General features: G+C 44.9%; 20 protein-coding genes and 1 pseudogene. 4 read left to right on the plus strand and 17 right to left on the minus strand.

The annotated features are described in order from the left end of the window. Nucleotides 1-10: 10 nt before the first annotated feature. Entirely contained in the window at nucleotides 11-1099 is a 1089-nt protein-coding gene (locus AB1Y31_12035; GenBank protein ID MEW4983909.1) for a TRAP transporter substrate-binding protein, read from the plus strand. A gap of 66 nt (nucleotides 1100-1165) precedes the next feature. Here AB1Y31_12035 and AB1Y31_12040 read toward each other — a convergent pair whose 3' ends face one another. The 10 genes from AB1Y31_12040 to AB1Y31_12085 all read right to left on the minus strand — a co-directional run bounded on the left by AB1Y31_12040 (nucleotide 1166) and on the right by AB1Y31_12085 (nucleotide 11054). Then, on the minus strand, nucleotides 1166-1894 hold the full coding sequence (locus tag AB1Y31_12040; GenBank protein MEW4983910.1) for an EAL domain-containing protein: 729 nt from the start codon (nucleotides 1892-1894) through the stop codon (nucleotides 1166-1168). A gap of 140 nt (nucleotides 1895-2034) precedes the next feature. After that, nucleotides 2035-2559, minus strand: coding sequence for an RNA 2',3'-cyclic phosphodiesterase (thpR, locus tag AB1Y31_12045; protein MEW4983911.1), 525 nt, complete (start codon nucleotides 2557-2559; stop codon nucleotides 2035-2037). 30 nt (nucleotides 2560-2589) lie between these two features. Beyond that, nucleotides 2590-3198, minus strand: coding sequence for an alpha-ketoglutarate-dependent dioxygenase AlkB (locus tag AB1Y31_12050; protein ID MEW4983912.1), 609 nt, complete (start codon nucleotides 3196-3198; stop codon nucleotides 2590-2592). 301 nt (nucleotides 3199-3499) lie between these two features. Then, nucleotides 3500-5881: a PKD domain-containing protein gene (locus AB1Y31_12055; GenBank protein ID MEW4983913.1), complete on the minus strand. Its 2382-nt coding sequence runs from the start codon at nucleotides 5879-5881 to the stop codon at nucleotides 3500-3502. Between the two features lie 360 nt (nucleotides 5882-6241). Further along, nucleotides 6242-6619: a VOC family protein gene (locus AB1Y31_12060; protein ID MEW4983914.1), complete on the minus strand. Its 378-nt coding sequence runs from the start codon at nucleotides 6617-6619 to the stop codon at nucleotides 6242-6244. An 80-nt stretch (nucleotides 6620-6699) separates the two neighbouring features. Then, a complete protein-coding gene (locus AB1Y31_12065) occupies nucleotides 6700-7086 on the minus strand; it encodes an SRPBCC domain-containing protein (GenBank protein ID MEW4983915.1) in 387 nt (128 codons plus the stop codon). A gap of 206 nt (nucleotides 7087-7292) precedes the next feature. Then, nucleotides 7293-7763 (minus strand): ferritin-like domain-containing protein, encoded by a 471-nt coding sequence (locus tag AB1Y31_12070; GenBank protein ID MEW4983916.1) that lies wholly within the window; start codon nucleotides 7761-7763, stop codon nucleotides 7293-7295. Between the two features lie 295 nt (nucleotides 7764-8058). Beyond that, on the minus strand, nucleotides 8059-9201 hold the full coding sequence (locus AB1Y31_12075) for a metal-dependent hydrolase (protein MEW4983917.1): 1143 nt from the start codon (nucleotides 9199-9201) through the stop codon (nucleotides 8059-8061). A gap of 41 nt (nucleotides 9202-9242) precedes the next feature. After that, on the minus strand, nucleotides 9243-9827 hold the full coding sequence (locus AB1Y31_12080) for a TetR/AcrR family transcriptional regulator (GenBank protein MEW4983918.1): 585 nt from the start codon (nucleotides 9825-9827) through the stop codon (nucleotides 9243-9245). 105 nt (nucleotides 9828-9932) lie between these two features. Further along, nucleotides 9933-11054, minus strand: a complete 1122-nt coding sequence (locus AB1Y31_12085) for a hypothetical protein (GenBank protein MEW4983919.1) — start codon at nucleotides 11052-11054, stop codon at nucleotides 9933-9935. A 195-nt stretch (nucleotides 11055-11249) separates the two neighbouring features. On the opposite strand from AB1Y31_12085, the gene AB1Y31_12090 reads away from it, so the two are divergent. From AB1Y31_12090 to AB1Y31_12100, 3 genes and pseudogenes are all read left to right on the plus strand, one after another. Then, the gene (locus AB1Y31_12090) at nucleotides 11250-11528 is read left to right on the plus strand and encodes a type II toxin-antitoxin system Phd/YefM family antitoxin (GenBank protein ID MEW4983920.1); all 279 of its coding nucleotides are present in this window, start codon (nucleotides 11250-11252) and stop codon (nucleotides 11526-11528) included. Nucleotides 11529-11553: 25 nt separating this feature from the next. Then, nucleotides 11554-11772: pseudogene (locus AB1Y31_12095) on the plus strand (Txe/YoeB family addiction module toxin). 199 nt (nucleotides 11773-11971) lie between these two features. Beyond that, nucleotides 11972-12814 (plus strand): SdiA-regulated domain-containing protein, encoded by an 843-nt coding sequence (locus AB1Y31_12100; GenBank protein ID MEW4983921.1) that lies wholly within the window; start codon nucleotides 11972-11974, stop codon nucleotides 12812-12814. Nucleotides 12815-12846: 32 nt separating this feature from the next. On the opposite strand, the gene AB1Y31_12105 is transcribed toward AB1Y31_12100, so the two are convergent. The 7 genes from AB1Y31_12105 to AB1Y31_12135 all read right to left on the minus strand — a co-directional run bounded on the left by AB1Y31_12105 (nucleotide 12847) and on the right by AB1Y31_12135 (nucleotide 19099). Beyond that, entirely contained in the window at nucleotides 12847-13125 is a 279-nt protein-coding gene (locus AB1Y31_12105; protein ID MEW4983922.1) for a hypothetical protein, read from the minus strand. A gap of 97 nt (nucleotides 13126-13222) precedes the next feature. Beyond that, entirely contained in the window at nucleotides 13223-13597 is a 375-nt protein-coding gene (locus tag AB1Y31_12110) for a hypothetical protein (protein MEW4983923.1), read from the minus strand. A gap of 73 nt (nucleotides 13598-13670) precedes the next feature. Then, the gene (locus AB1Y31_12115; protein MEW4983924.1) at nucleotides 13671-14141 is read right to left on the minus strand and encodes a hypothetical protein; all 471 of its coding nucleotides are present in this window, start codon (nucleotides 14139-14141) and stop codon (nucleotides 13671-13673) included. 290 nt (nucleotides 14142-14431) lie between these two features. Next, the gene (locus AB1Y31_12120; GenBank protein MEW4983925.1) at nucleotides 14432-14989 is read right to left on the minus strand and encodes an antibiotic biosynthesis monooxygenase; all 558 of its coding nucleotides are present in this window, start codon (nucleotides 14987-14989) and stop codon (nucleotides 14432-14434) included. Nucleotides 14990-14991: 2 nt separating this feature from the next. Continuing rightward, nucleotides 14992-17127 (minus strand): 5-histidylcysteine sulfoxide synthase, encoded by a 2136-nt coding sequence (ovoA, locus tag AB1Y31_12125; GenBank protein ID MEW4983926.1) that lies wholly within the window; start codon nucleotides 17125-17127, stop codon nucleotides 14992-14994. Between the two features lie 93 nt (nucleotides 17128-17220). Further along, a complete protein-coding gene (locus AB1Y31_12130) occupies nucleotides 17221-18597 on the minus strand; it encodes a TRAP transporter large permease subunit (protein MEW4983927.1) in 1377 nt (458 codons plus the stop codon). Next, a complete protein-coding gene (locus AB1Y31_12135; protein ID MEW4983928.1) occupies nucleotides 18587-19099 on the minus strand; it encodes a TRAP transporter small permease subunit in 513 nt (170 codons plus the stop codon). The genes AB1Y31_12130 and AB1Y31_12135 overlap by 11 nt, the downstream gene beginning before the upstream one ends. Between the last annotated feature and the right edge of the window lie 61 nt (nucleotides 19100-19160).

Genomic DNA, 19160 nt, shown 5'->3' on the forward strand with positions numbered 1-19160 from the left:
GAGTGAAGAAATGAAACGTCGTGATGTACTGAAATCGTTAGGTACGGGTGTATTAGCTGCCACAACGCTAGCGGTGGGTGGGGAAGCGTTTGCCGCTAAGCCAGAATTTAAATGGAAAATGGTCACTACATGGCCAAAAAACTTTCCGGTACTTGGCACCAATGCAAATTACGTAGCAAAAACGATCGAGCAAATGAGCGGTGGGCGGATTCGTATCAAAGTATATGGCGCAAACGAATTAGTCCCGGCTTTTGAAGCATTCGACGCGGTGTCGCGCGGGACGGCACAAATGGGCCACGGTGCAGCGTATTATTGGAAAGGCAAAAGTGAGGCGACGCAGTTCTTCGCGGCGATTCCCTTTGGTATGACCGCACAAGAAGTGAATGGCTGGTTGTATCATGGCGGTGGCATGGCGCTATGGGACGAACTCTACGACCGATTTAATTTGATACCCACCGCAATTGGGAATTCAGGCGTGCAAATGGCGGGTTGGTTTCGCAAAGATATTAATTCTGTCGATGACCTTAAAGGGTTAAAAATGCGCATTCCTGGCTTGGGTGGCGAGGTGCTAAAACGCGCCGGTGGCACCCCCGTTAGTTTGCCCGGGGGAGAAATATTCACCTCGCTGCAATCAGGCGCTATTGATGCAACCGAGTGGGTTGGCCCCTACAATGATTTGGCATTTGGTTTGTATAAGGCGGCTAAAAATTACTATTACCCAGGCTGGCACGAACCCGGTTCTATTTTAGAAACATTTATCAATAAGGATGCTTTTGCTAGCTTGCCAGCAGACTTACAAGCGATTGTTAAACACGCCTGCAAGGCCGCTAATATGGACATGGTTTCTGAATTTACTGCGAAAAACAATCAAGCGCTTAATACCTTGGTGAGCAAACACGGCGTACTACTAAAACCATTGCCTGATGATGTGTTGAAAAAGTTACACGCATTGTCCAATAAAGTTGTTCAAGAAATTGCAGAAAAAGAAGCGTTCTCAAGCAAAGTGTATGCATCGTATTCCAGCTACCAACAACAAGTTATGCCGTGGTCGGAAGTGTCTGAATACGCGTTTATGCGGGCGCGGGGGCTGTCAATTTAAGGTTTATAAAAAGGCGCGCAAGATCTTTGCGCGCCGTCCTTGAGCGATTTTTTATGTCCAATTAATTTAATTGGAATACGTGATAAACCTGTCTTTGAATAAAAAGCCTTGCACATAATCAACCCCTAATGTGGAGGCGAACGCCAAGTCTTCTTTGTTTTCTATGCCCTCTAAAATCACTTCTTTATCTGAGAACCGAGCGTGCTCAATGAGTAACTCAACAAGTTTTATGAATTGCTTATCATTTTTACGTTGAACCACGCATTTATCGAGTTTTATATAATCAACAAACTGAATAACCTCAAGTGAAAGCATCGATAGTGGAGCAAAAACATCATCAATAGCGCTTTTAATATTATTAGATAGCATCACTTTAATCATTTCTAGGCTCATTTTCGCATCGTTAATATGCGAGTTCTCGATAAGCTCAACCGTAATATCGTTTTTTAAATGGCTGTTAAATAATTGCAGAAATGGATTGTCATCGGTCGCAATGCCGCTGGCAAAATAGGAGTCTTGATCAAGGTTAATAAAAATCCTTTCATTATTGGGAGCCGATGAAAGTTGAATGCATTTTTGTTGGTATTCAACTTGAAATAGGCTCAACGGGCTGTCATGTAGTGCCGCATAAACGGTATCTGGCGCGATGGCTTGCTTTGATTCATCATAGAACCTTGATAAGGCCTCGTATGCATAAGTCTCATTATTTGATACGCCTATAATAGGTTGGTACTCGACCCCGTATCTTTGGCTGTCGATTAAATCAATTAATGTACTTGGGTGTATTTCCTTCATTTATATTTTATTTCCCTTTAGATGTGTTTGAAAAAACAATATCGAGATAAGCGGACTTTCCCAGCGGGAAAACTCCGGTTTTTACCTTTTGTTACGTTAATAATTGGCGTCGACTAAAACAGTAGGCTCATTGATATGAACTAAAAATCATATGAATGTAATTTTGTATAAATAGCACCTAATTTAGTCCGTTCTGACGAAAATAAGGAGAAACCTGTTACGTCAAAATGAGCACTAAAGTCATGGTGATTATTGAGATAAGACCCAACGAGAGCTTTGTTAGTCTTTTTTATTCTTGCGACAGTTATATGAGGATTATACTGACGATTTTCCAATGTCACCCCAACCTCTTGTAAATATTGACCGACTGATACATGTAGATTGAGAAGTCCTTCACACTTATGGACACCCGCCCATAAAATATGTGGGGCTCTAGTTTGATGAAAAGCACCAACACCCCTTATTTTTTGCGAATAAGGTTTAGCTTTAACGTTTAAAAGGCTGGCCTGTATCAAATCAGACTGAACATTATTCACCATGCCAATATAGTGCAAAGTTATATGCAGAGTAGCCGGTTTATTGATACCAAGGTTTTTTGGACGAAGGTCTAATATAGACGCTTGGATGGACTCTGGGATTTCAAGCGCTGTAAATAAAATAGGCATTTACTTTAAAGCCCCTTTGGCAAAGCCGTTTCAATTATCAACAATAGTTCTAAAGGTTAAATTGACTCTTGGTTCAGCAACTTTTTTTGTTGTGGGCAAGCAATGCGCCCAATTGCTTTGAGTTTCGTTTTTCATTACAAGCAAACTGGCTTGCTGTAAAACAACCGACACTTTTTCCTTGGTTTTTTTATGTTTTAAAACGAATTTCCGCTCAGCACCAAAACTCAGAGAGGCAATCGCCCCGTTCTTTTTTAGCTCCTTTTCAGCGTCGCTATGCCAGCCCATACCTTCGTTACCATCTTGATACAAATTTAACAAACAGGCGTTAAAGGTATCGCCGGTCGTCTCTTCAACCAAGGCTTTTAATGCTAATAATTCCTTGCTCCAAGGTAATGCGCTTTTGGTGGTGTTTGAATACGTATACTCAACAGGGTTGTCGGCATACCAAGCAACTTTCCGCTTAGTGACAATACGTTTTCCAAAGATAACGACTTCATCGTTTTTCCAAGCAATATCGTTTAACAAGTAGGTTAAATAGTTATCTGCCTTGGAGTGGGGTAACAGTGTGCCGTAATAATGAACCATGCCGCCGTTAGCTAGCAGGGTTATTGGTTCTTCCAATTGACTAAATAAATCCATTAAAGGTTCTTTTTAGATGCTTTCCAACCAATAATGGCTGATTTTCTAGTTTTGCTGCACATGACCAGAGCATTCCCCTTTCTTGGCAGCTATAAGAAACATAAGTTCGCATTATATGTTGGTTGAGTCATGCAATGAACATAGCACAAGCATTCAATTTGAACGACCACTTATGGCCAAAACGGATATTCAGCAAAGACTGAAAAAGCCACTAGTAGAGTTGCCACCACGGGCTAGGTTAAACACTGTGTTTGGGTCGGTACTCAAGTGATCTCGGCGTGCAAAATATAAAGTCAGTCTCTTACTTACAGTCTGAATCTGCGCTATCGGTATCACCGTCATTATCGTTGTCTATCCCATCGTTGCACTTCTTCTTGCCTTTTTCTGCCTCTACGGTCCCACCGGGATCGCTAGGGTCACTTCCCCCGCCGGCGGTTCCTGAGGTTTCCCCCCGATTCTTAATGCGGAATGTTGTGCTTACGGTTCCGGTACCGCTGTTATTATCGGTTACCTCAAGCGTTACCGTATAGTTTCCCTGACTTGGGTATGTATGCGTCGGGCTCGATCCAGATGAGGTGCCTGTTGTATCCCCAAAGTCCCAGCCCCATGTCGCTATACTATCTCCAGCGTCAGGATCTGAACTGAGGTCGCTAAAGACGCACTCCTTTCCGTCACAAGAATAACTAAATGAGGCGATGGGATCTGCATTGGATGCCGCAATACTCACCGTTACATCCTGAGTGATGGCTCCCATGTCTCCGTCATTGTCTGTCACTGTGAGTGTGACCGAATAGGTCCCTGAAGTGGCATAGGAGTGAGATGGATTCTGCGCGTTCGAAGAGGCCCCATCACCAAAATCCCAATCCCATTCGCTAACAGAACCATCTGAGTCGGTGCTGGTATCAGAGAAATCGACACTCAGCTCTGTTACCGATAGCACAATAAATCCGGCGGTTGGTGCAGCGTTACCGCTGGCGGACAGGACAGCAACAGCGGCATCTGCTTGAATTAATCCGTAGCCTGATTCATAGTCAAATCCAGAGGAGCCCATATCAATCGCCGTTGATCGCAACGCCGTGTAGATATCAGTTGGTGAGGCGGCGGGTATGGAGTCGAGCATCAAAGCAGCAACCCCCGCAGCATGTGGAGCAGCGGCAGAGGTGCCTGAAAAGTCCGGTTGGCCATTTTCATCTCGGTCACTGTTCGGATAGAAGAAGGTCGTATTAACACCGTCTGGCGCGACAATCCCTGGTTTCACGCGTATGTCTGGCGTAGGCAAGAAGTTGCCATTCCCGTCGAGCAGAATTGGCACGCCGCCAGCCGATGAAAAGCTTTCAATGAGCGGCGGAGTGACGCCAAACTCTGGCGTGTCCTTGTAATAGGCCGCACCTACCGCTTCAGCCCCAGCCGCATTGGCATGGCCATAAATCGTTCCACTATCGGTGGGGTACTCGAGCGTTGCATTGCCGAAAACAACATGTTTCATCAGGCCCACTGCTGGGCCATCCCAATGCGCGATGATGAGTTGGACATAAGGTTGTATAGGATATAAAAGCCCGTCATTACAAAATTGAATGGCTTCAACCGGTTCACCTATAGGGATGTTTTCGTGTGCATCGTAGGTAATAATTTCGGTGCTAGCGGCATTAACCAGCCAGACATCAAGATCGTTCTGTGTACCGGTACCCAGTGCTGCAGAACCAAAGGGTGAATCCCATTGCAGAACCAGAATGAAGCACTGTCCCGCTGGGATGTCGATGCGTTGTTGCGTATCCGTGCTTCCAGGGGATGGGTCAAAATCATGCATTTCTCCTGCCCAAAAATCCATGCCGAGAATATTAATGTAGAGGATCTCTCCGCTTCCGTCATAGTCATGCTGATAGCTATCACGAGCCATATTGCCTGCCGCAGAAAAATAAACGACGCCGTCAGCAGCAACGTTATCCACGGCCTTGGCGATAGCACCGTCTTGGAACATGGGCTCGCCCAGATAAAATACGTCATCGACGATGACATCAGCGCCGGCATCCGCAAGATCTTCTATGCCGCTGGCAAAAGTCGCAATGCCGCCAAAGGCCGTATGGAAGGCGAGATCTGCGCCGGGGGCGACATCATGGATGATTTGCATCATGGCGCGGCCTTCATCGGTGCACGGCTGCGATTCAATTCCATTAGTACACTCTGCGCTGTCATCAAGGATTATGCTTCCTGTAGGTAGGTCGCCACTAGCTATATCGTCGGTGGCCGTAATCCCCGATGTCTGCTGGTCATAGCTATCGGATAGAACGCCTACCAGAATGCCGGTGCCATCAATACCGCCGGATCGTGCGATATCAGAACGCTGGGCAATATCTCCTTCGCTGGTCACATCACCCGTATTGCTCATTGGAATGGAAGCAGATATAAATTGCAGGCTCTTCAATGCGGCTGCTTTGTCGGTAACTGCTAGTGGTAGGCGACCTGAAACAATACGCCCATAGCGAGCCCCTTTTTGCAGGCCCAGCCTGTTTAGGTCCCTTAAGAGGAGGTCGCCATCACTGGCTGCAACGGCATCGATGAGGATTTTTCCGCGTCTAATTTGGAGGAACGGATTGTTGGATTTAAATAACGTTACGTTTGCGCTCTTTTTGTGGGCGCTGTATTCTGAGTGAGCCCTTAAAAGCATCGGGCCCGCTTTTGCCATTGGCCCGCCCTTATTCAATCCGATTTGGCCTGGGTGCTGGTCAGGTAGCGATAGCGTAAGACCGCTTGTTGTCTGAGACGCGAGCGCTAGAACCACCAAAAAAAGTATTTGGGTGCAAGCCCAGCTAAAACTAGTCTGCCTTGATTGCTTCATTTCTGTGCCCCAGCTGTGGTTACCGCCGTTAAACACCGACGCTTAACCCGTGCAAGAATACCGCTAACTAATGAAACTTAGTCCTAGAAACCTAACATAAAAGCATAGTTAGTACAAGAGTGGTTAGAGAGGGTGTCGGAGGGCTCGCGGTTCTAAGCTGTTAGCATTTCTGAACAGCGGAAAATGACTCCAGTGAGGAGTAGCGAGCTAACTGGGAGTTTTTGTTAGGTCAATTTTATCTGACCAGACAGCAAACTCATTACCACTTGGCTCTGTAAAGTGAAATCGACGGCCGCCTGGAAATGGAAAAATTGGTTTTATAATATGACCATCAGCACGTGTTATCTTCTCAAGAGTTAGTTCAAGGTTGTTGCTATAAAACACAATTAGCGCAGCACCATTATTTGTCGAAGATGATAGCTCAGACTTAAAGAAGCCACCATCAATGCCTTGGTTTGAAAAGGCTGTATATTCTGCTCCAAAATCTTGAAATGACCATCCAAAGACTTGGGTAAAGAACTCTTTTGTAGCTTGTAAGTTTTTTGCCGGGAATTCAACGTAACTTATTTTTTCATGTTTATTCATATTGTTTTCCGTTAGGTGAGTAGTGCCTACATGAGGCGGGCGGCCACTAACGCATCCTGCTTGAGCTTTTTATTAGGTAATTATTTCTCTAAATAGGTTTTCATCGGTTCCCAATACCACTGGTACCAACCCCGAGCGAGGTCTTCTTTGTGTTCTTCCGGAAAGCCCGTATGGTCAAAAACAAGCATAGATTCTGATTTATTTATTTCTACTAAATCAAACCTAACAATGGAATAAACGCCTTCTTCCCAGTCGGCTACTTTCCACGCCTGCACTAATCTTTTATTTGGAACGACCTCAATAGTCATTCCCGTAATCATGCCGCCAAAGCAGGAAAACTGACCTCCAGCGTTAGCATCTATTTCTGTAGGCGCGCCTGTTAGCTCTGCAAAATCGTTGACTTTAGTAAGCGCATCGAAAATACGCTTTGCGCTACATTTAAAATTTACTTCCTGATGTATCGGCATACCATAACGCCTCGTTGCATTTTAATGCGGGCCATTTTCTCAATTTGCGCCCTTGCCCTACGCCAAACTCAAGCATTGATGAAGCCATGCGCATGTTTTTGTTAAGTGCTTTTATTCTGCCAGTTTAGATAGCGATTGAACCGTCTAAATTTCTATCTAGCGCGGGATGACACCCTACTTATTGCTACTCATGAATAAGCAGCCAGCTAAGGTTTGAACGCCTTAACATCGCCGGGCTGCCTTAACATTTTGTTTACTTCGTCAAGGTGCAGCTCTTCTGCGACGATCATTTCTCTAGCATATTCTTCCAAAAGCACCGACTCACGGCCATCTGTGAGTTTCAATAATTGATAATAGGCTTCCAGTGCAGTCTTTTCATGCTCTAAACTTTCCCGAAGAATGCCGCCAATATCATGCTGTTGAGTTTCAAGTAACTTGCCAATGCCGAGAGATGGGTGACCACCCAATAGGGTCACTAATTCCCCGGCCTTATGCGCATGGGTTAGCCCTTCTTCGGCGTTACCTTTCATCCAATTAACGATAGGAATCCTGCCATAGCCATAGACCATTAGGGAGTAATGTGTATAGCGTACAACGCCGGCCAATTCGATTTCCATTATCTTATTTAAGATATCAATGGCTTTTTGTGTGTCTGTATCATTCATTTTTCTATCCATCCTATGTTTTAAACATTATTTTTTCTTGTACGAGGGCAATGTTTATATTGACCTGAACAACCATTTTTCTTTACAGCACCAAGCGATCATCTTTTTGATGTCGTGTAATGAAATGAACAACGTTCTTAGGTAGATTTCTTAACTCTTATACTTTGCTTTCCACTTTTCTATCTAAAGACTTTAGAGTATAGAATGTGAATTATTCGGATTGCAAGGGAACTTGATAAAAATTCCCCCCAAGGTTTTATATAAGAGACGTGCATTTTTTACGCACAACTTGTTGTTAACGAAGATTTTATTCGCTGTATGAATTCCCCAAATAATTGAGTAATGGCTGCGACGGCTTGATTGGTTCTCGATCATTATGGCTGCCGCGCTGTAACCGGTATGCACGCCATTGTTTATCCGCTGCATATCGACACATACCGTAGCGGAACAGCGGTTTAATGATGGGGAAAATGTAGCGTAAGTCGGTAAACCATACACAGCTTGACTCCGCGCTTTTGTCGACACGGTAGAGCGATGGTAGGGTGGCAAATTGTCGGAGTGCAACCAGATCCGGGTGTTGCCAAATCTCTTTTAGCTGCTCGGCCTGCTTTTTGTTTGCGCCGAATTTATACAATCTACGCCAGACTAGGTTGGATTGATTTCGGTGATAACCCAAAGCGGCTTTAACATTATTTTGGCCGGTGCCTTCGGCGTGAGCCTCAAGTGTTGATTGGCTTTTGCTAATCACTCCGATCGTGAAAGGCCGCAGCAATTCACTGGCTTTCGCCTGCAAGCTCAGATGAGCTATTTCATAATATTCGTGACGGTCGATGATCAGCCTCCAATGCCATGGAACCAGCGGCTGGGGTAGTGCATGAACTTTGTGGACGCTGATGTTTTCCTGTTTGATTCTGGTTTCAATCGCCTGTAAAGCAGTTTGTTGCCCGTAGTATAAGAAACTCAGGTAGCCGGTGAAGAGCAATACGCTAATAACAGCCATTCTTCGTTGTTTGAAACTGCTCCACAACGCAAATAAGACGATGAGGCTTATCCAAGGATCCATGTCAAATGTCAGACCGAGGGCATAACGTTGGTCTGATAGCGGTGCCAATAGTTGGATGCCAAAAATCGTCAACCAGTCGCTGCCGATGTGGCTTAGCAGGCCTAATGAACACAGTAGCAATAAGGTGAGGAAGGGTACCTGCCTGCGCATCGGTAGGTAAAGCAGCATACTCAATAACAGCGCCCATAGCGGCAACAACAGTAGTGAATGAGTTGGGCCGCGGTGCCATTCGGTTATAAGCTGATACGGGTTGAGCAAAAACAGCAGATAGTCAATATCGGGGAAGGCCGCCGCCAGAGCAGTAACCAAAATATAGCAGTGCGAGCGACTTCCAGTGATCGCTCTCGCGCTAACGGCACCTATTAGACTATGGGTCAGGGTGTCCAATGGTCACCAGCAAGGCAGTAAAGAAGAATCGTCAACGCGTATCAGCTAAGGCCAACCTTAGCGGCGCAGTTTTTGGGCTTCAATAACGCCTGCTTTAAGAAATCGCGGGTTTTTTGAACGTCAGGCGAGTCATCACGCAGCCAGTGGCCAAACGTTGCCAGATAGATCGCCGTCGTCGCCGTTTCTTCCAAAATGCGCCTTAGCCCAGTTGTGTCGATCCGAGCCGCTTCCCGAAACCATTGTACGGTGCGGCTGATCCGCATAATGCCCAGTACCTGCAAATGGATGTGGCCGAATTCCAATTTATATAACAACATTTCGCCCGTGATTCGCTTGTGCGCTGCCAAGGCATCGAACCAAGTCATGATCATTTGCTGCAAACGATCAGCTGCGCTCTGTTCGAAAAAATCGTGCTCAGGCTTGAGGGCTAAAACGGCATTGTCGGCAACATCAAACCATGCTTCGACAATGTCGTCTTTTTGCGGGTAATATCGGCGTATTTGCTCAAGGCTGACATCCAGCTCTTGGGCGATGCTATATAAGTGCATACTTTCCCAAGAATCCGATTCCGCCACCCCCAGCGCGGTCTCCAAAATCTGCTTTGCTAGCTGACTATCGGCCATCATATAACTACGCTCCTATCGCTTATCGATCCTAGCTGAATGCTCAGCTCGCCTGTTCGCACAGGTCAGTCTCTTAACTATCGCGGCGTTGCCCTAACGCGCAAGTTATTATTGGATAACTGCCGGTTTTGCAGGCTGCGTGGGCAAGGTATGCACTCTCGCGGGCGTGGCAGTGCCACACTTAATATTGAAATCCTGTCGTTTAGATTTCCAAGACTTTTTCGCTGAACCGATATTGTTTCTGACCTTGTAAATCACCTTCAGTTGCATCCAGCCCTTAATCTGATCAGTATCGGGTTTCCTACCTGGCATGGCGAGTGTTTTGCTTGCGTCAACTTGCCTGACCATTCGCGTCCATTGGAAGTCCTTGCTGCCAGCCTTGCCAAATTGCATTGTTTTCATCGGTGTTTTGTAACCGCCATCACCCATGATCTGGTACTCAACCTTGCCTTTCCCACTAGCGCTAATGCTGCCTGTATATTTCATGCCGACCGGACATTTACCGACATAATTAGGTGTTTTAGCTACCAGTTTGGCGGACTTGAATACCTGAGTTGTCTTGCTCGGGACTTTTGGCTTTGATTTGCTGGTACTGGTCGTGCCTCGTGGCGCGCGCGCCTTAGGGTTGGCGGCGCAATCTAGGAAAATACCTAAGCCGCCGGTGGTGTCGCCTGCAACATCACCCTTACCTAAGCCTGCCGCCGTGCAAAATGCAACACCCTTGGCCTCCAGCACATTGGGTATCTTCATGACAAAGCCCTTTTGAACAATCTTCTCCAGTGGTTTGCTGTGCTGCAAACTCAGGGTTTTGGCATGCTTATTACAGTGTTTCGCCGGTTTAATCTTGGCGATAGCGTTGTAAGGCACGTTAACCCACACGGATTTACTACTGAAACCACCACCGCTATTTATACTCACCGTTGCATCGCCGATAGAAACATTGCCGCCGGTCAGCTTGCCCTTGTTGGAACATGAAGCGGTATATTTAACCAGTACGGGTCGGGTTTTATGGGTATCGCCAACATGAGTGTATTTGGTGCTGGCACCCGCGGTATAGATCCGGACGACAGGGCCCTTTGTGGGCAATTTACTGCCCGATTTGAGTTTATACATTCCAGGCTTAACGTCCATCTTACCGGTGGTTTTTGCCTGCACCGTGGCCGGACCAAAAAAGAATGCACCGAGCAACAGTATGGCGGTGTTAAACCTAAACGCTGAAGTAACCATCAACTGACCCTCACCTTCCGATTGTCGTCTAAAAAACAATACTCCCTGTACGCTCCTAATGCAAAGCCTTTAATAGTTTCGCCTGCCGCTATAACGTTTGAAATAACGCGCCACGTTTTTAGTGCTCGCTATTTATTGACTTGTTAGGGGGCATTACCATTATGTACGGCATACCCGTAAGTTAAAAAGGTGGCAGTGATGGATAGCATTAGTGTAAATAAATTTAGAGAAAACATGAAAAACTTTGTAGAACGAGTGCTTACAAAGCATTTGCCGCTGAAAGTTACTCGCCGAACTGGCGATGACTTTGTGGTTTTGAGCGCAGATGATTGGGAGCGTGAACAAGAAATCTTATATGTATTGCAAAACACAGATTTGATGAAACAAATTGCTGCATCTGTAGCCACTAATAAAAAGAACAAAGGATATAAACCTGCGGCTGAGGAAGTTGATGAGATCACTGGTATTTTGAAGTAATACATAGGCCGCTTACGAGGAGCTTAGGCAAAAAGATAAGAAAATGCACAAAGCACTTTGCCGTGTATTAAAAGAAATTCTTCGTGATGACCCGCGCGTGGGTACGGGAAAACCTGAACAATTAAAACATAAGCTCTCTGGTTTATGGACTCGCCGTATAAGCCAGAAAGACCGCGTTATTTATAAGTACGATAAAGACTATATTTATATCTTTGCTATTGGCGGATATTACGATCAATTTTAATTTTCCCTAACGTTCATAATGCGTCGTGCTTGAGGCGGTTTTTAGTGGCTAAAAGATACCACAGTGCTGAAAATCAAGCTGGCGACCCCCTTGATCTCTTGATCTGTTGGAAATGTAAAAAAACAATCACCTTATTGTCACAAGACTGTTACATTGAAAAATTATGATCTCCACAAAATATTTTTAGTGGAGATTACTAGTGTTGAAGAAAAAGTGGGCTTTAGCTGCAGGTTTTGTTGTTGTGTTTTTTGTTTCAGTGTCAATTGCGGCTCAAAGTCGTTGGCCAAGTTCGCAGGGGTCGCTTGAGCTAGAGGCTTATCAGTTGCAGTCTCGAATTGATGTGGCAGAAATAACTGATGACCTTTCAGGAGTGACTTTTAATGCATTAACTCAGAGCTTGTTTGCGGTCACTAATGCACCGGAACAAATTGTTGAAATGTCTCTTGAAGGGAAAGTAAAAAGGGTGATCCCCTTATTAGGATTTGACGATACAGAAGGCATTACCCATATAGGTGGTAATCGGTTTGCGATAGTAGAAGAGCGTAAGCGGCAGGTGGTTTTTATTGACATTAATAAACACACCAACGAAATTAAACGTGAGCATTGTGAGGGCTATAAACTGCCTTTGCAGGGTGAGAAGAATAAAGGCTTAGAAGGGATAGCGTGGAGTAAAAAAGCAGGTATTTTGATTGCTAAAGAAGATGAGCCAGAACAGCTTTATCACTTTGATCAGCAACAACACGATGGCAAATATTTAACCCCATTTTTAAACAACTCAATACAGCGCAAGCAATTAGGCGACGTTGCAGGCTTACACAGTTTAGCAAACGGTAATACACTTTTTCTCAGCGAAGAGTCGCGCTTACTGCTTGAGTTATCACCAAAGGGCTACGTGCTTTCAAGCAAGTCTTTTGAATATGACCCGTTTGGTATTTTTTACTCTATCAGGCAGCCCGAAGGTGTAACGATGGCAGATGATGGTCGGCTTTATATTGTGTCAGAACCCAATCAGTTGTTTATTTTTGAAAAGCCCAAAGGGTAGACCGCTTACGTAGCAGTATGTTTAACGCTTTGCTAAGCGGCAAAAAATTGTTGTTGCATAACCAAGATCTTTACCTGAAAAATAGCTATCGGAAAATCAAGCTGGCTGACCCCTTGATCCTTGTCAGTTGGTGAGGTTATCCACATAGCGTTTGGGTTGGTTTCTTCGGGGTCTATGCTTTCAGGTGATTTTACGCGAAAGGTCTTATCAACTTTATACATTTCAAGGAACTCACCACAAGATTGCATCCCTGTTATGGGGCCGGTTCCTTCTTTCAGCTCAAAAGAGCCCGCGGCATGTCTTGGTAGCATGGTGATCCTTGATTTCATCTAACGTTTTAAATAAGGGGAGCGGGTCTTTTTCCGCGTCCCAGCCAGCGTATTTTTGCTGGCGAACTTGATTTTTTTGTTATGCATTTTTGAAAAATAAATCACCGTACCCCCATATTACAGTGCCCAATGCGATGAATAAGGCTGATATAGCCATGAGGCGTTTAGCTTGCAGACGGTATTTTAATTTGATATTAAATATTGGCTCATTTGCTATGTGTTCAGGTGAAAAAACATTGTGCATTTTAAAAGAAAAGTATTCAGCTAATGAGCCAAGTAGTACCACTACTGACCCGCAGCGCTGGAACCATATACCTGAGCTTTCATACTCCGGCTTTAAAACTCCAAAGACAGCTAACAACGGAACTAAAGATATGACCATTGCAAGAGCAACAACTATTGCCCTATAAGCCACCGCCTCTTTTTCGTACTCAATTTTTCTAAATTGCTCCATGACCTGTCCCTGTGATGCCTAACGTTTTATATAAGACGCGCGCGTCTTTTAGCGCGTCGCCTTGATATTTTTGTTATAAGTAAATACCTTTATTAATACTACAATAAGTTTCTTTGCCCAACTTAACTATCGAATTGATTGCTATAGCGCAAAACCCAGCTATAGCACCTGCCTCGACACCTAATTGTGCACCAAAATAACTGGCAATTATTATGACAATTGATTTTGTTCCTTTTTCTTTTGCAGCCTTTAATTGCTTCCTTAGCGCTTCATATTTCTTATCACTGGAGCAGACAAGTTGATAAATTTCTTTTTTAACATGTTCCCAATAAGACTTTGGGGGTCTGCCGTCTAATTCTTTTTTAATAAAATCTATCATTTTTTTATTCTTATTAGCCGACATCATTGGTCGGCTACGGCCATCTTTATATAAAAAGCTAGCAGCCATTTCAGAATCTTCTTCAGACCCACTATCAAGAATTGATAAAGGAGTAGCTATAAATTGAAGTTCCTTGCAGTTTATACCATTTAGCCAACTGTCCATTTCTATCCTTTACTTATAACTTGTTATTAACAGGAAACATAATTCCCTTTAATTTCTATATATAGTGGGCAGATAATTCCTGTTAATACGACAATAAAGTCAAAACCAGACAATTTCATCTTGATTTAATTAGTTGCCTAGCGTGTATAAGCGGGTGTGAGCGCTAAGCAGTATAAATTGCTGTTAATGATGGGGCTTGTGATGTTCAACATAAAGCGTTCCTTGCTGTTTGCTTGATAGGGTGTGTTTATAAATATAGTTTCGTGTTGCGAATAAATGCATATGGCATATTAGCGGTATAACCATGATTTAAGCGCGCGTGTGACTGCTGGCATGACTAGGTAAGTCATTAGCAATACTTGCCCTATGACCATAACGCCGAGTTTTAAGGCTAAGGGTAGGGCGTTTAGCCAATACCCCAGCGTTAGGTTTATGCCAAATAATAAGCTGAAGACAACTACCATAAGCACCAATGCCATTTTGTGGCGATTGGGCACGGCGTGTGCTGGCATTTCGGGTAGGTTGAACCAAAACTCTAAGCCGGATACCTTTTTTATTTTTGCGCCGCCTTCGACTAAGTCGGCGTTATCTAATTCATCGAGGAAGCGTTTGCGCTCTGTCGATTCTTCCCAAATACGTTGGTGCTCATACGAGTCAAAGCCAACGATTAACACGTACTCGCCAGCCGTTTGACTGGATGGTTTGAGTACGTGAACCCCTTGGTGGCCTGGAAATTTAACCGCAACGTGTGAAATGCGGCGCAGCCAGTCTTCATATTGTTGCTCGGCTCCTAGGCGTACTTTTCGAGCAATTGATACGGTGACGGGTGTATTTGAGCCATTAGTCATGGTTAAGAAATACGCTCCCACATACTGAGTTGGCTAAAGCTGTGTTGGAATTTGCGTTTAGTATCACGAATTACAAAGGGTACGTCGGTTGGGTCATTAATGAGTTTGAAGTGCGTACCTAAGTGCTCTTTTAGCCCATCTAATGTTGAAAATGGCTCACCGTCTTTTCGAATACCGCCAAGCCAGTTTTCTTTTGGTGTGAATTCTTCAAGCCATGTGTAGGGTGATGCGATGGCGAGTACGCCGCCTACGTTAATGCGATGGCGGATATCATCAAGGAAAACGGCCGGTGTGCGCAATCGGTCAATGAGGTTGATTGCTAATACTAAATCGTAATCGGTAAATTGGGGTTTTAAGTTGGTTGCATCGCCTTGAATAAATTCGATGTTTTGTTGGTTTTTATTAAGCCCCATGCTGGCGAGCTGTTGCTCGTGAAATGAAACAATTTCACCTTCTTCAATCAGTTCGTAATGAATGTTTCCTTTTTGCTGCATTTGATGTGCGATGCGGATAAAGCGTGCAGAAAAGTCGATACCGGTGACGGCATCAAAATGTTGTGCGAGTTCAAACGATGCACGACCCACTGCGCAGCCTAAATCGAGCGCGCGTACGGTTGCTTTGTCTTGTAGTTTTTCCATGCAAAGCCTGACGCAATGCGCCGATAGATCTTCTACATCGAAGTAGGTTGGGCCATAGTGAAAGTGGCAATATTGTGAGACGGCGGTATCGGTTTCGTACATAGCAGTTGGTTTTTCCAAGGTTTGATTTGATTCAACATAGCGAAAGCCTGCGTGTTGATAAAAGTGACGTCTAAAGGCGTAACGTGCGTGTTTGGTTGCTTCATTGCCGGTTGAAATCCAGCAGCCGCCTTTAATTAGGTTGTGTTGCGTGTCAAAGGTGGGTGTTGAGAAATCGTCGTACAGCGGGTGAACTTCAAAACCATCGAAGCCGCTGATGGGTGTTTCTGTCCACTGCCAGGCATTGCCGATTAGATCGTGAAATTCGCCAAAAGCAAAGTGATCAACAGGGCAGGCGGATGCCCAATGTTCAAGATTAATATTGCCGGGTGCGCGATCCCACTCCGGTTGATCTGGAATGTCGTGAAGTTGGTGTAAGTATTGCCATTGCTCTTCACTCGGTAGGCGAATGGTTTTTCCTTTTTTGTCGCTTAGCCAATTACAAAACGCTTTGGCTTCCAAGTAATTCACTTCCGCTGGCCAGTTCCAAGGCATGTCTTGTTCGTCTAATAAGGTGCGCAGAACGTATCGGTCGTCTTTTTTTGACCAAAACAACGGGTGCTCAGGTTTTTTATATTGAACCCAATTCCAACCTTCGTCGGTCCAGAATTTCTTTTGCTGATAGCCGTTGTCTTTAATAAAGCTTAGAAACTCGCCGTTTGAGACGAGGTATTTACTGGCGGAGAAATCGTTGATGTCGACAATTTTTTTGCCGTATTCATTATCCCAGCCATAGGTTGAGTGATCTTTGTCTTTGCCTAATTTAATTTGTCCGCTGGCAACGTCCAATAGCTGGTTGCTGGGTGCGTCCCCGACGTGAGGGCAAACGTCCCAAGTGCTGTGCTGTTGCAAGTGCTGCAATGGCATTTGGCGAATAATCGCTGATGAGGTTTCGATATGAATGCGCTGGTGCTCAATGCCCATCAAAATAGGCCAAAACGGGCTTTCCCAAGTAACAGGAAGGTCAAGTGGCATAGTGCTAATAAGTGAATCTACGATGTTAAGTACGGCCTGTCTGTACTCACGCACTTCGCTAATGCTTGGCCAGTCGTAATTGGACTCATTCAAGTCATCCCAAGACATTTCATCCACACCGATGGCAAAAATAGATTCAAAACGGGGGTTAACGCGTTTATGAACGAGTGAGGCGAGTGTTAGCTTGTTAACAAAGAAAGCAGAGGTGTGGCCATAATAAAAAACCAGTGGGTGACGCAGTGATTCGGGCCTTAAATAGAAGGCTTCTTCACTGCTGAGTACTTCGTATAGCTGCTCTTCTAGTTGAAAGGTTTTGTGTAAATAGTCACGAATTTCTTCCCTTTTTTGCTCCACAGTGCCGCTGTTAAGCAAAATCGTTTTGGTCACTTTTGGACTGCTGCTTACTTCTTGTGCTAAAGATGACATCTTGGGTCCTTTTTATTATGTCGAGTTAGTCTATTACTGACCCGTTTGAAAACAAAGTTATTACACAGAAGATTTGTTTTTTGGTGATTAAAATCAATTACCGTATATCACCGTTGGTAGCCAAGTTGCAAGCTTAGGCCACATGGCTAGCATGCCCAATAAGCAGAGCTGGATCAAAATAAAGGGTATAACGCCTTTATATATTTGGCTGGTTTTAATAGAGGCTGGCGCAACGCCCCGCAAATAAAACAAGGCAAAACCAAAGGGCGGGGTAAGGAACGAGGTTTGTAGGTTTAGCGCGATCATAATGCCAAGCCAGACAGGGCTGATACCCATGGCTAATAGAATGGGTGCAACGATCGGCACGACAACAAAGGTGATTTCTATAAAGTCTAAGACAAAACCCAATAAAAACATCACCAACATGACCACCAACATGGCACCGAAGACACCGCCGGGTAGGTCAGATAATAATTCTTCAATTAGTTCATCACCGCCAAAGCCTCTAAAAACCAAGGAAAACAGCGACGCGCCGATGAGGATAAAAAATACCATGCTGGTGACATGCGTGGTGTCTTGCGCGACGGTTTTTAATTGCTGAAGGCTGAACTGTTTTTTTAGGAAAGCAAGTAAGGTAGCACCCATCGCGCCGACCGATGCCGCCTCTGTTGGGGTGGCGATGCCGCCAATGATGGAACCCAGTACGGCGATAATTAAAATAAGGGGTGGTAGCAAGCCCTTGGCTACATCTATATAGAGTGAGTTACTGGCCTCTTCAACGGGTAGCGCAGGGCAGGCGGATGGTTTAAAAAAGGCAATACCTGCTAGATAAATCAAATAAAGGAGAACGAGAATGATGCCCGGAATAAGAGCGCCTGCAAACAAGTCGCCAACGGATACCGTTTCTGGCGAAAAGATTCCCATGTCCAGCTGAGCTTGTTGATAGGCCGATGAAATTACATCGCCGAGCAGTACTAGAACGATAGAGGGGGGGATAATTTGTCCAAGCGTGCCAGAGGCGCAAATGGTGCCGCAAGCAAGTGCAGGGTCATACTGACGTTTCAACATGGTGGGTAACGACAATAGGCCCATGGTGACGACGGTTGCGCCGACGATACCGGTGCTGGCGGCCATTAACATGCCCACCAAAACGACTGAAAAACCTAAGCCACCGGGCAGGGTGCCAAACAGTTTAGACATGTTTTCAAGCAAACTTTCGGCCACTTTAGATTTTTCTAGCATCACACCCATGAAGACAAACAGTGGCACGGCGACCAAGGTGTCGTTTTCTATAATGCCAAAAAGTCGATTGGGCAGGGCCTCTAAAAAGGCCGAGTCGAAGGTGCCAAAATAGTCGCCAGCAAAGGCAAACGCTAAGGCGGTGCCCGCTAAGCTAATGGCGACAGGGTAGCCCATCAATAAAACGATGAATACCGCGCCAAACATCCATAAAGCGATACTACCGTCCATGCTGCTGCCCGCTAAGTACGTTAATAGATTTCAGCGCTTCGGAGAGGCCTTGGAAAAACAGCAAAATGGCCATTAGCGGAATGAGTGATTTAAGTAAAAAAACACCATCAATGCCGCCGGCTTCTCTTGAGCCTTCATAGTAAGACCAAGAAGCAGAGACATAATCCCAACTGATATAAAAAATGAAGATGCAAACGGGGAGTAACAAAAAGATCGAGCCGATTAAATTAACAATGGCTTGGCCTTTAGCGCCCCAACGTTGGTACAAAATATCCACGCGAACGTGTCCGTTTGTTTTAAGGGTGTGTGCAATGGCCAGCATAAAAACAAGGCCATGCATGTAAGTGATCGACTCCTGCACGGCGATGTTGCCGATATTAAAGCCGTAACGCAACACAACAATACAAAACATCGTGACCACCATAAGCGCGACCAACCAAGACACGAGGGTTGAAATAGCTTGGTTAGTGGCATCTATAAGGCCAATTAACTTCTTGAGCATGTGACTTGGTTTTTAGAAAGACCGCGATATATTACAACGTGTTGTTAAACGAATACAGGCT

Origin of the sequence: Cycloclasticus sp. (genome assembly GCA_040743155.1) — a bacterium.
Classification (GTDB): Bacteria; Pseudomonadota; Gammaproteobacteria; order Methylococcales; family Cycloclasticaceae; genus Cycloclasticus.

Excerpts from the sequence above, each read along its gene's own strand:
- AB1Y31_12035 (MEW4983909.1), top strand. The coding sequence starts at position 11 with ATGAAACGTCGTGATGTACTGAAATCGTTAGGTACGGGTGTATTAGCT.
- AB1Y31_12040 (MEW4983910.1), bottom strand. The coding sequence starts at position 1,894 with ATGAAGGAAATACACCCAAGTACATTAATTGATTTAATCGACAGCCAA.
- thpR (MEW4983911.1), bottom strand. The coding sequence starts at position 2,559 with ATGCCTATTTTATTTACAGCGCTTGAAATCCCAGAGTCCATCCAAGCG.
- AB1Y31_12050 (MEW4983912.1), bottom strand. The coding sequence starts at position 3,198 with ATGGATTTATTTAGTCAATTGGAAGAACCAATAACCCTGCTAGCTAAC.
- AB1Y31_12055 (MEW4983913.1), bottom strand. The coding sequence starts at position 5,881 with ATGGCAAAAGCGGGCCCGATGCTTTTAAGGGCTCACTCAGAATACAGC.
- AB1Y31_12060 (MEW4983914.1), bottom strand. The coding sequence starts at position 6,619 with ATGAATAAACATGAAAAAATAAGTTACGTTGAATTCCCGGCAAAAAAC.
- AB1Y31_12065 (MEW4983915.1), bottom strand. The coding sequence starts at position 7,086 with ATGCCGATACATCAGGAAGTAAATTTTAAATGTAGCGCAAAGCGTATT.
- AB1Y31_12070 (MEW4983916.1), bottom strand. The coding sequence starts at position 7,763 with ATGGATAGAAAAATGAATGATACAGACACACAAAAAGCCATTGATATC.
- AB1Y31_12080 (MEW4983918.1), bottom strand. The coding sequence starts at position 9,827 with ATGATGGCCGATAGTCAGCTAGCAAAGCAGATTTTGGAGACCGCGCTG.
- AB1Y31_12090 (MEW4983920.1), top strand. The coding sequence starts at position 11,250 with ATGGATAGCATTAGTGTAAATAAATTTAGAGAAAACATGAAAAACTTT.
- AB1Y31_12105 (MEW4983922.1), bottom strand. The coding sequence starts at position 13,125 with ATGCTACCAAGACATGCCGCGGGCTCTTTTGAGCTGAAAGAAGGAACC.
- AB1Y31_12110 (MEW4983923.1), bottom strand. The coding sequence starts at position 13,597 with ATGGAGCAATTTAGAAAAATTGAGTACGAAAAAGAGGCGGTGGCTTAT.
- AB1Y31_12115 (MEW4983924.1), bottom strand. The coding sequence starts at position 14,141 with ATGGACAGTTGGCTAAATGGTATAAACTGCAAGGAACTTCAATTTATA.
- AB1Y31_12120 (MEW4983925.1), bottom strand. The coding sequence starts at position 14,989 with ATGACTAATGGCTCAAATACACCCGTCACCGTATCAATTGCTCGAAAA.
- ovoA (MEW4983926.1), bottom strand. The coding sequence starts at position 17,127 with ATGTCATCTTTAGCACAAGAAGTAAGCAGCAGTCCAAAAGTGACCAAA.
- AB1Y31_12130 (MEW4983927.1), bottom strand. The coding sequence starts at position 18,597 with ATGGACGGTAGTATCGCTTTATGGATGTTTGGCGCGGTATTCATCGTT.
- AB1Y31_12135 (MEW4983928.1), bottom strand. The coding sequence starts at position 19,099 with ATGCTCAAGAAGTTAATTGGCCTTATAGATGCCACTAACCAAGCTATT.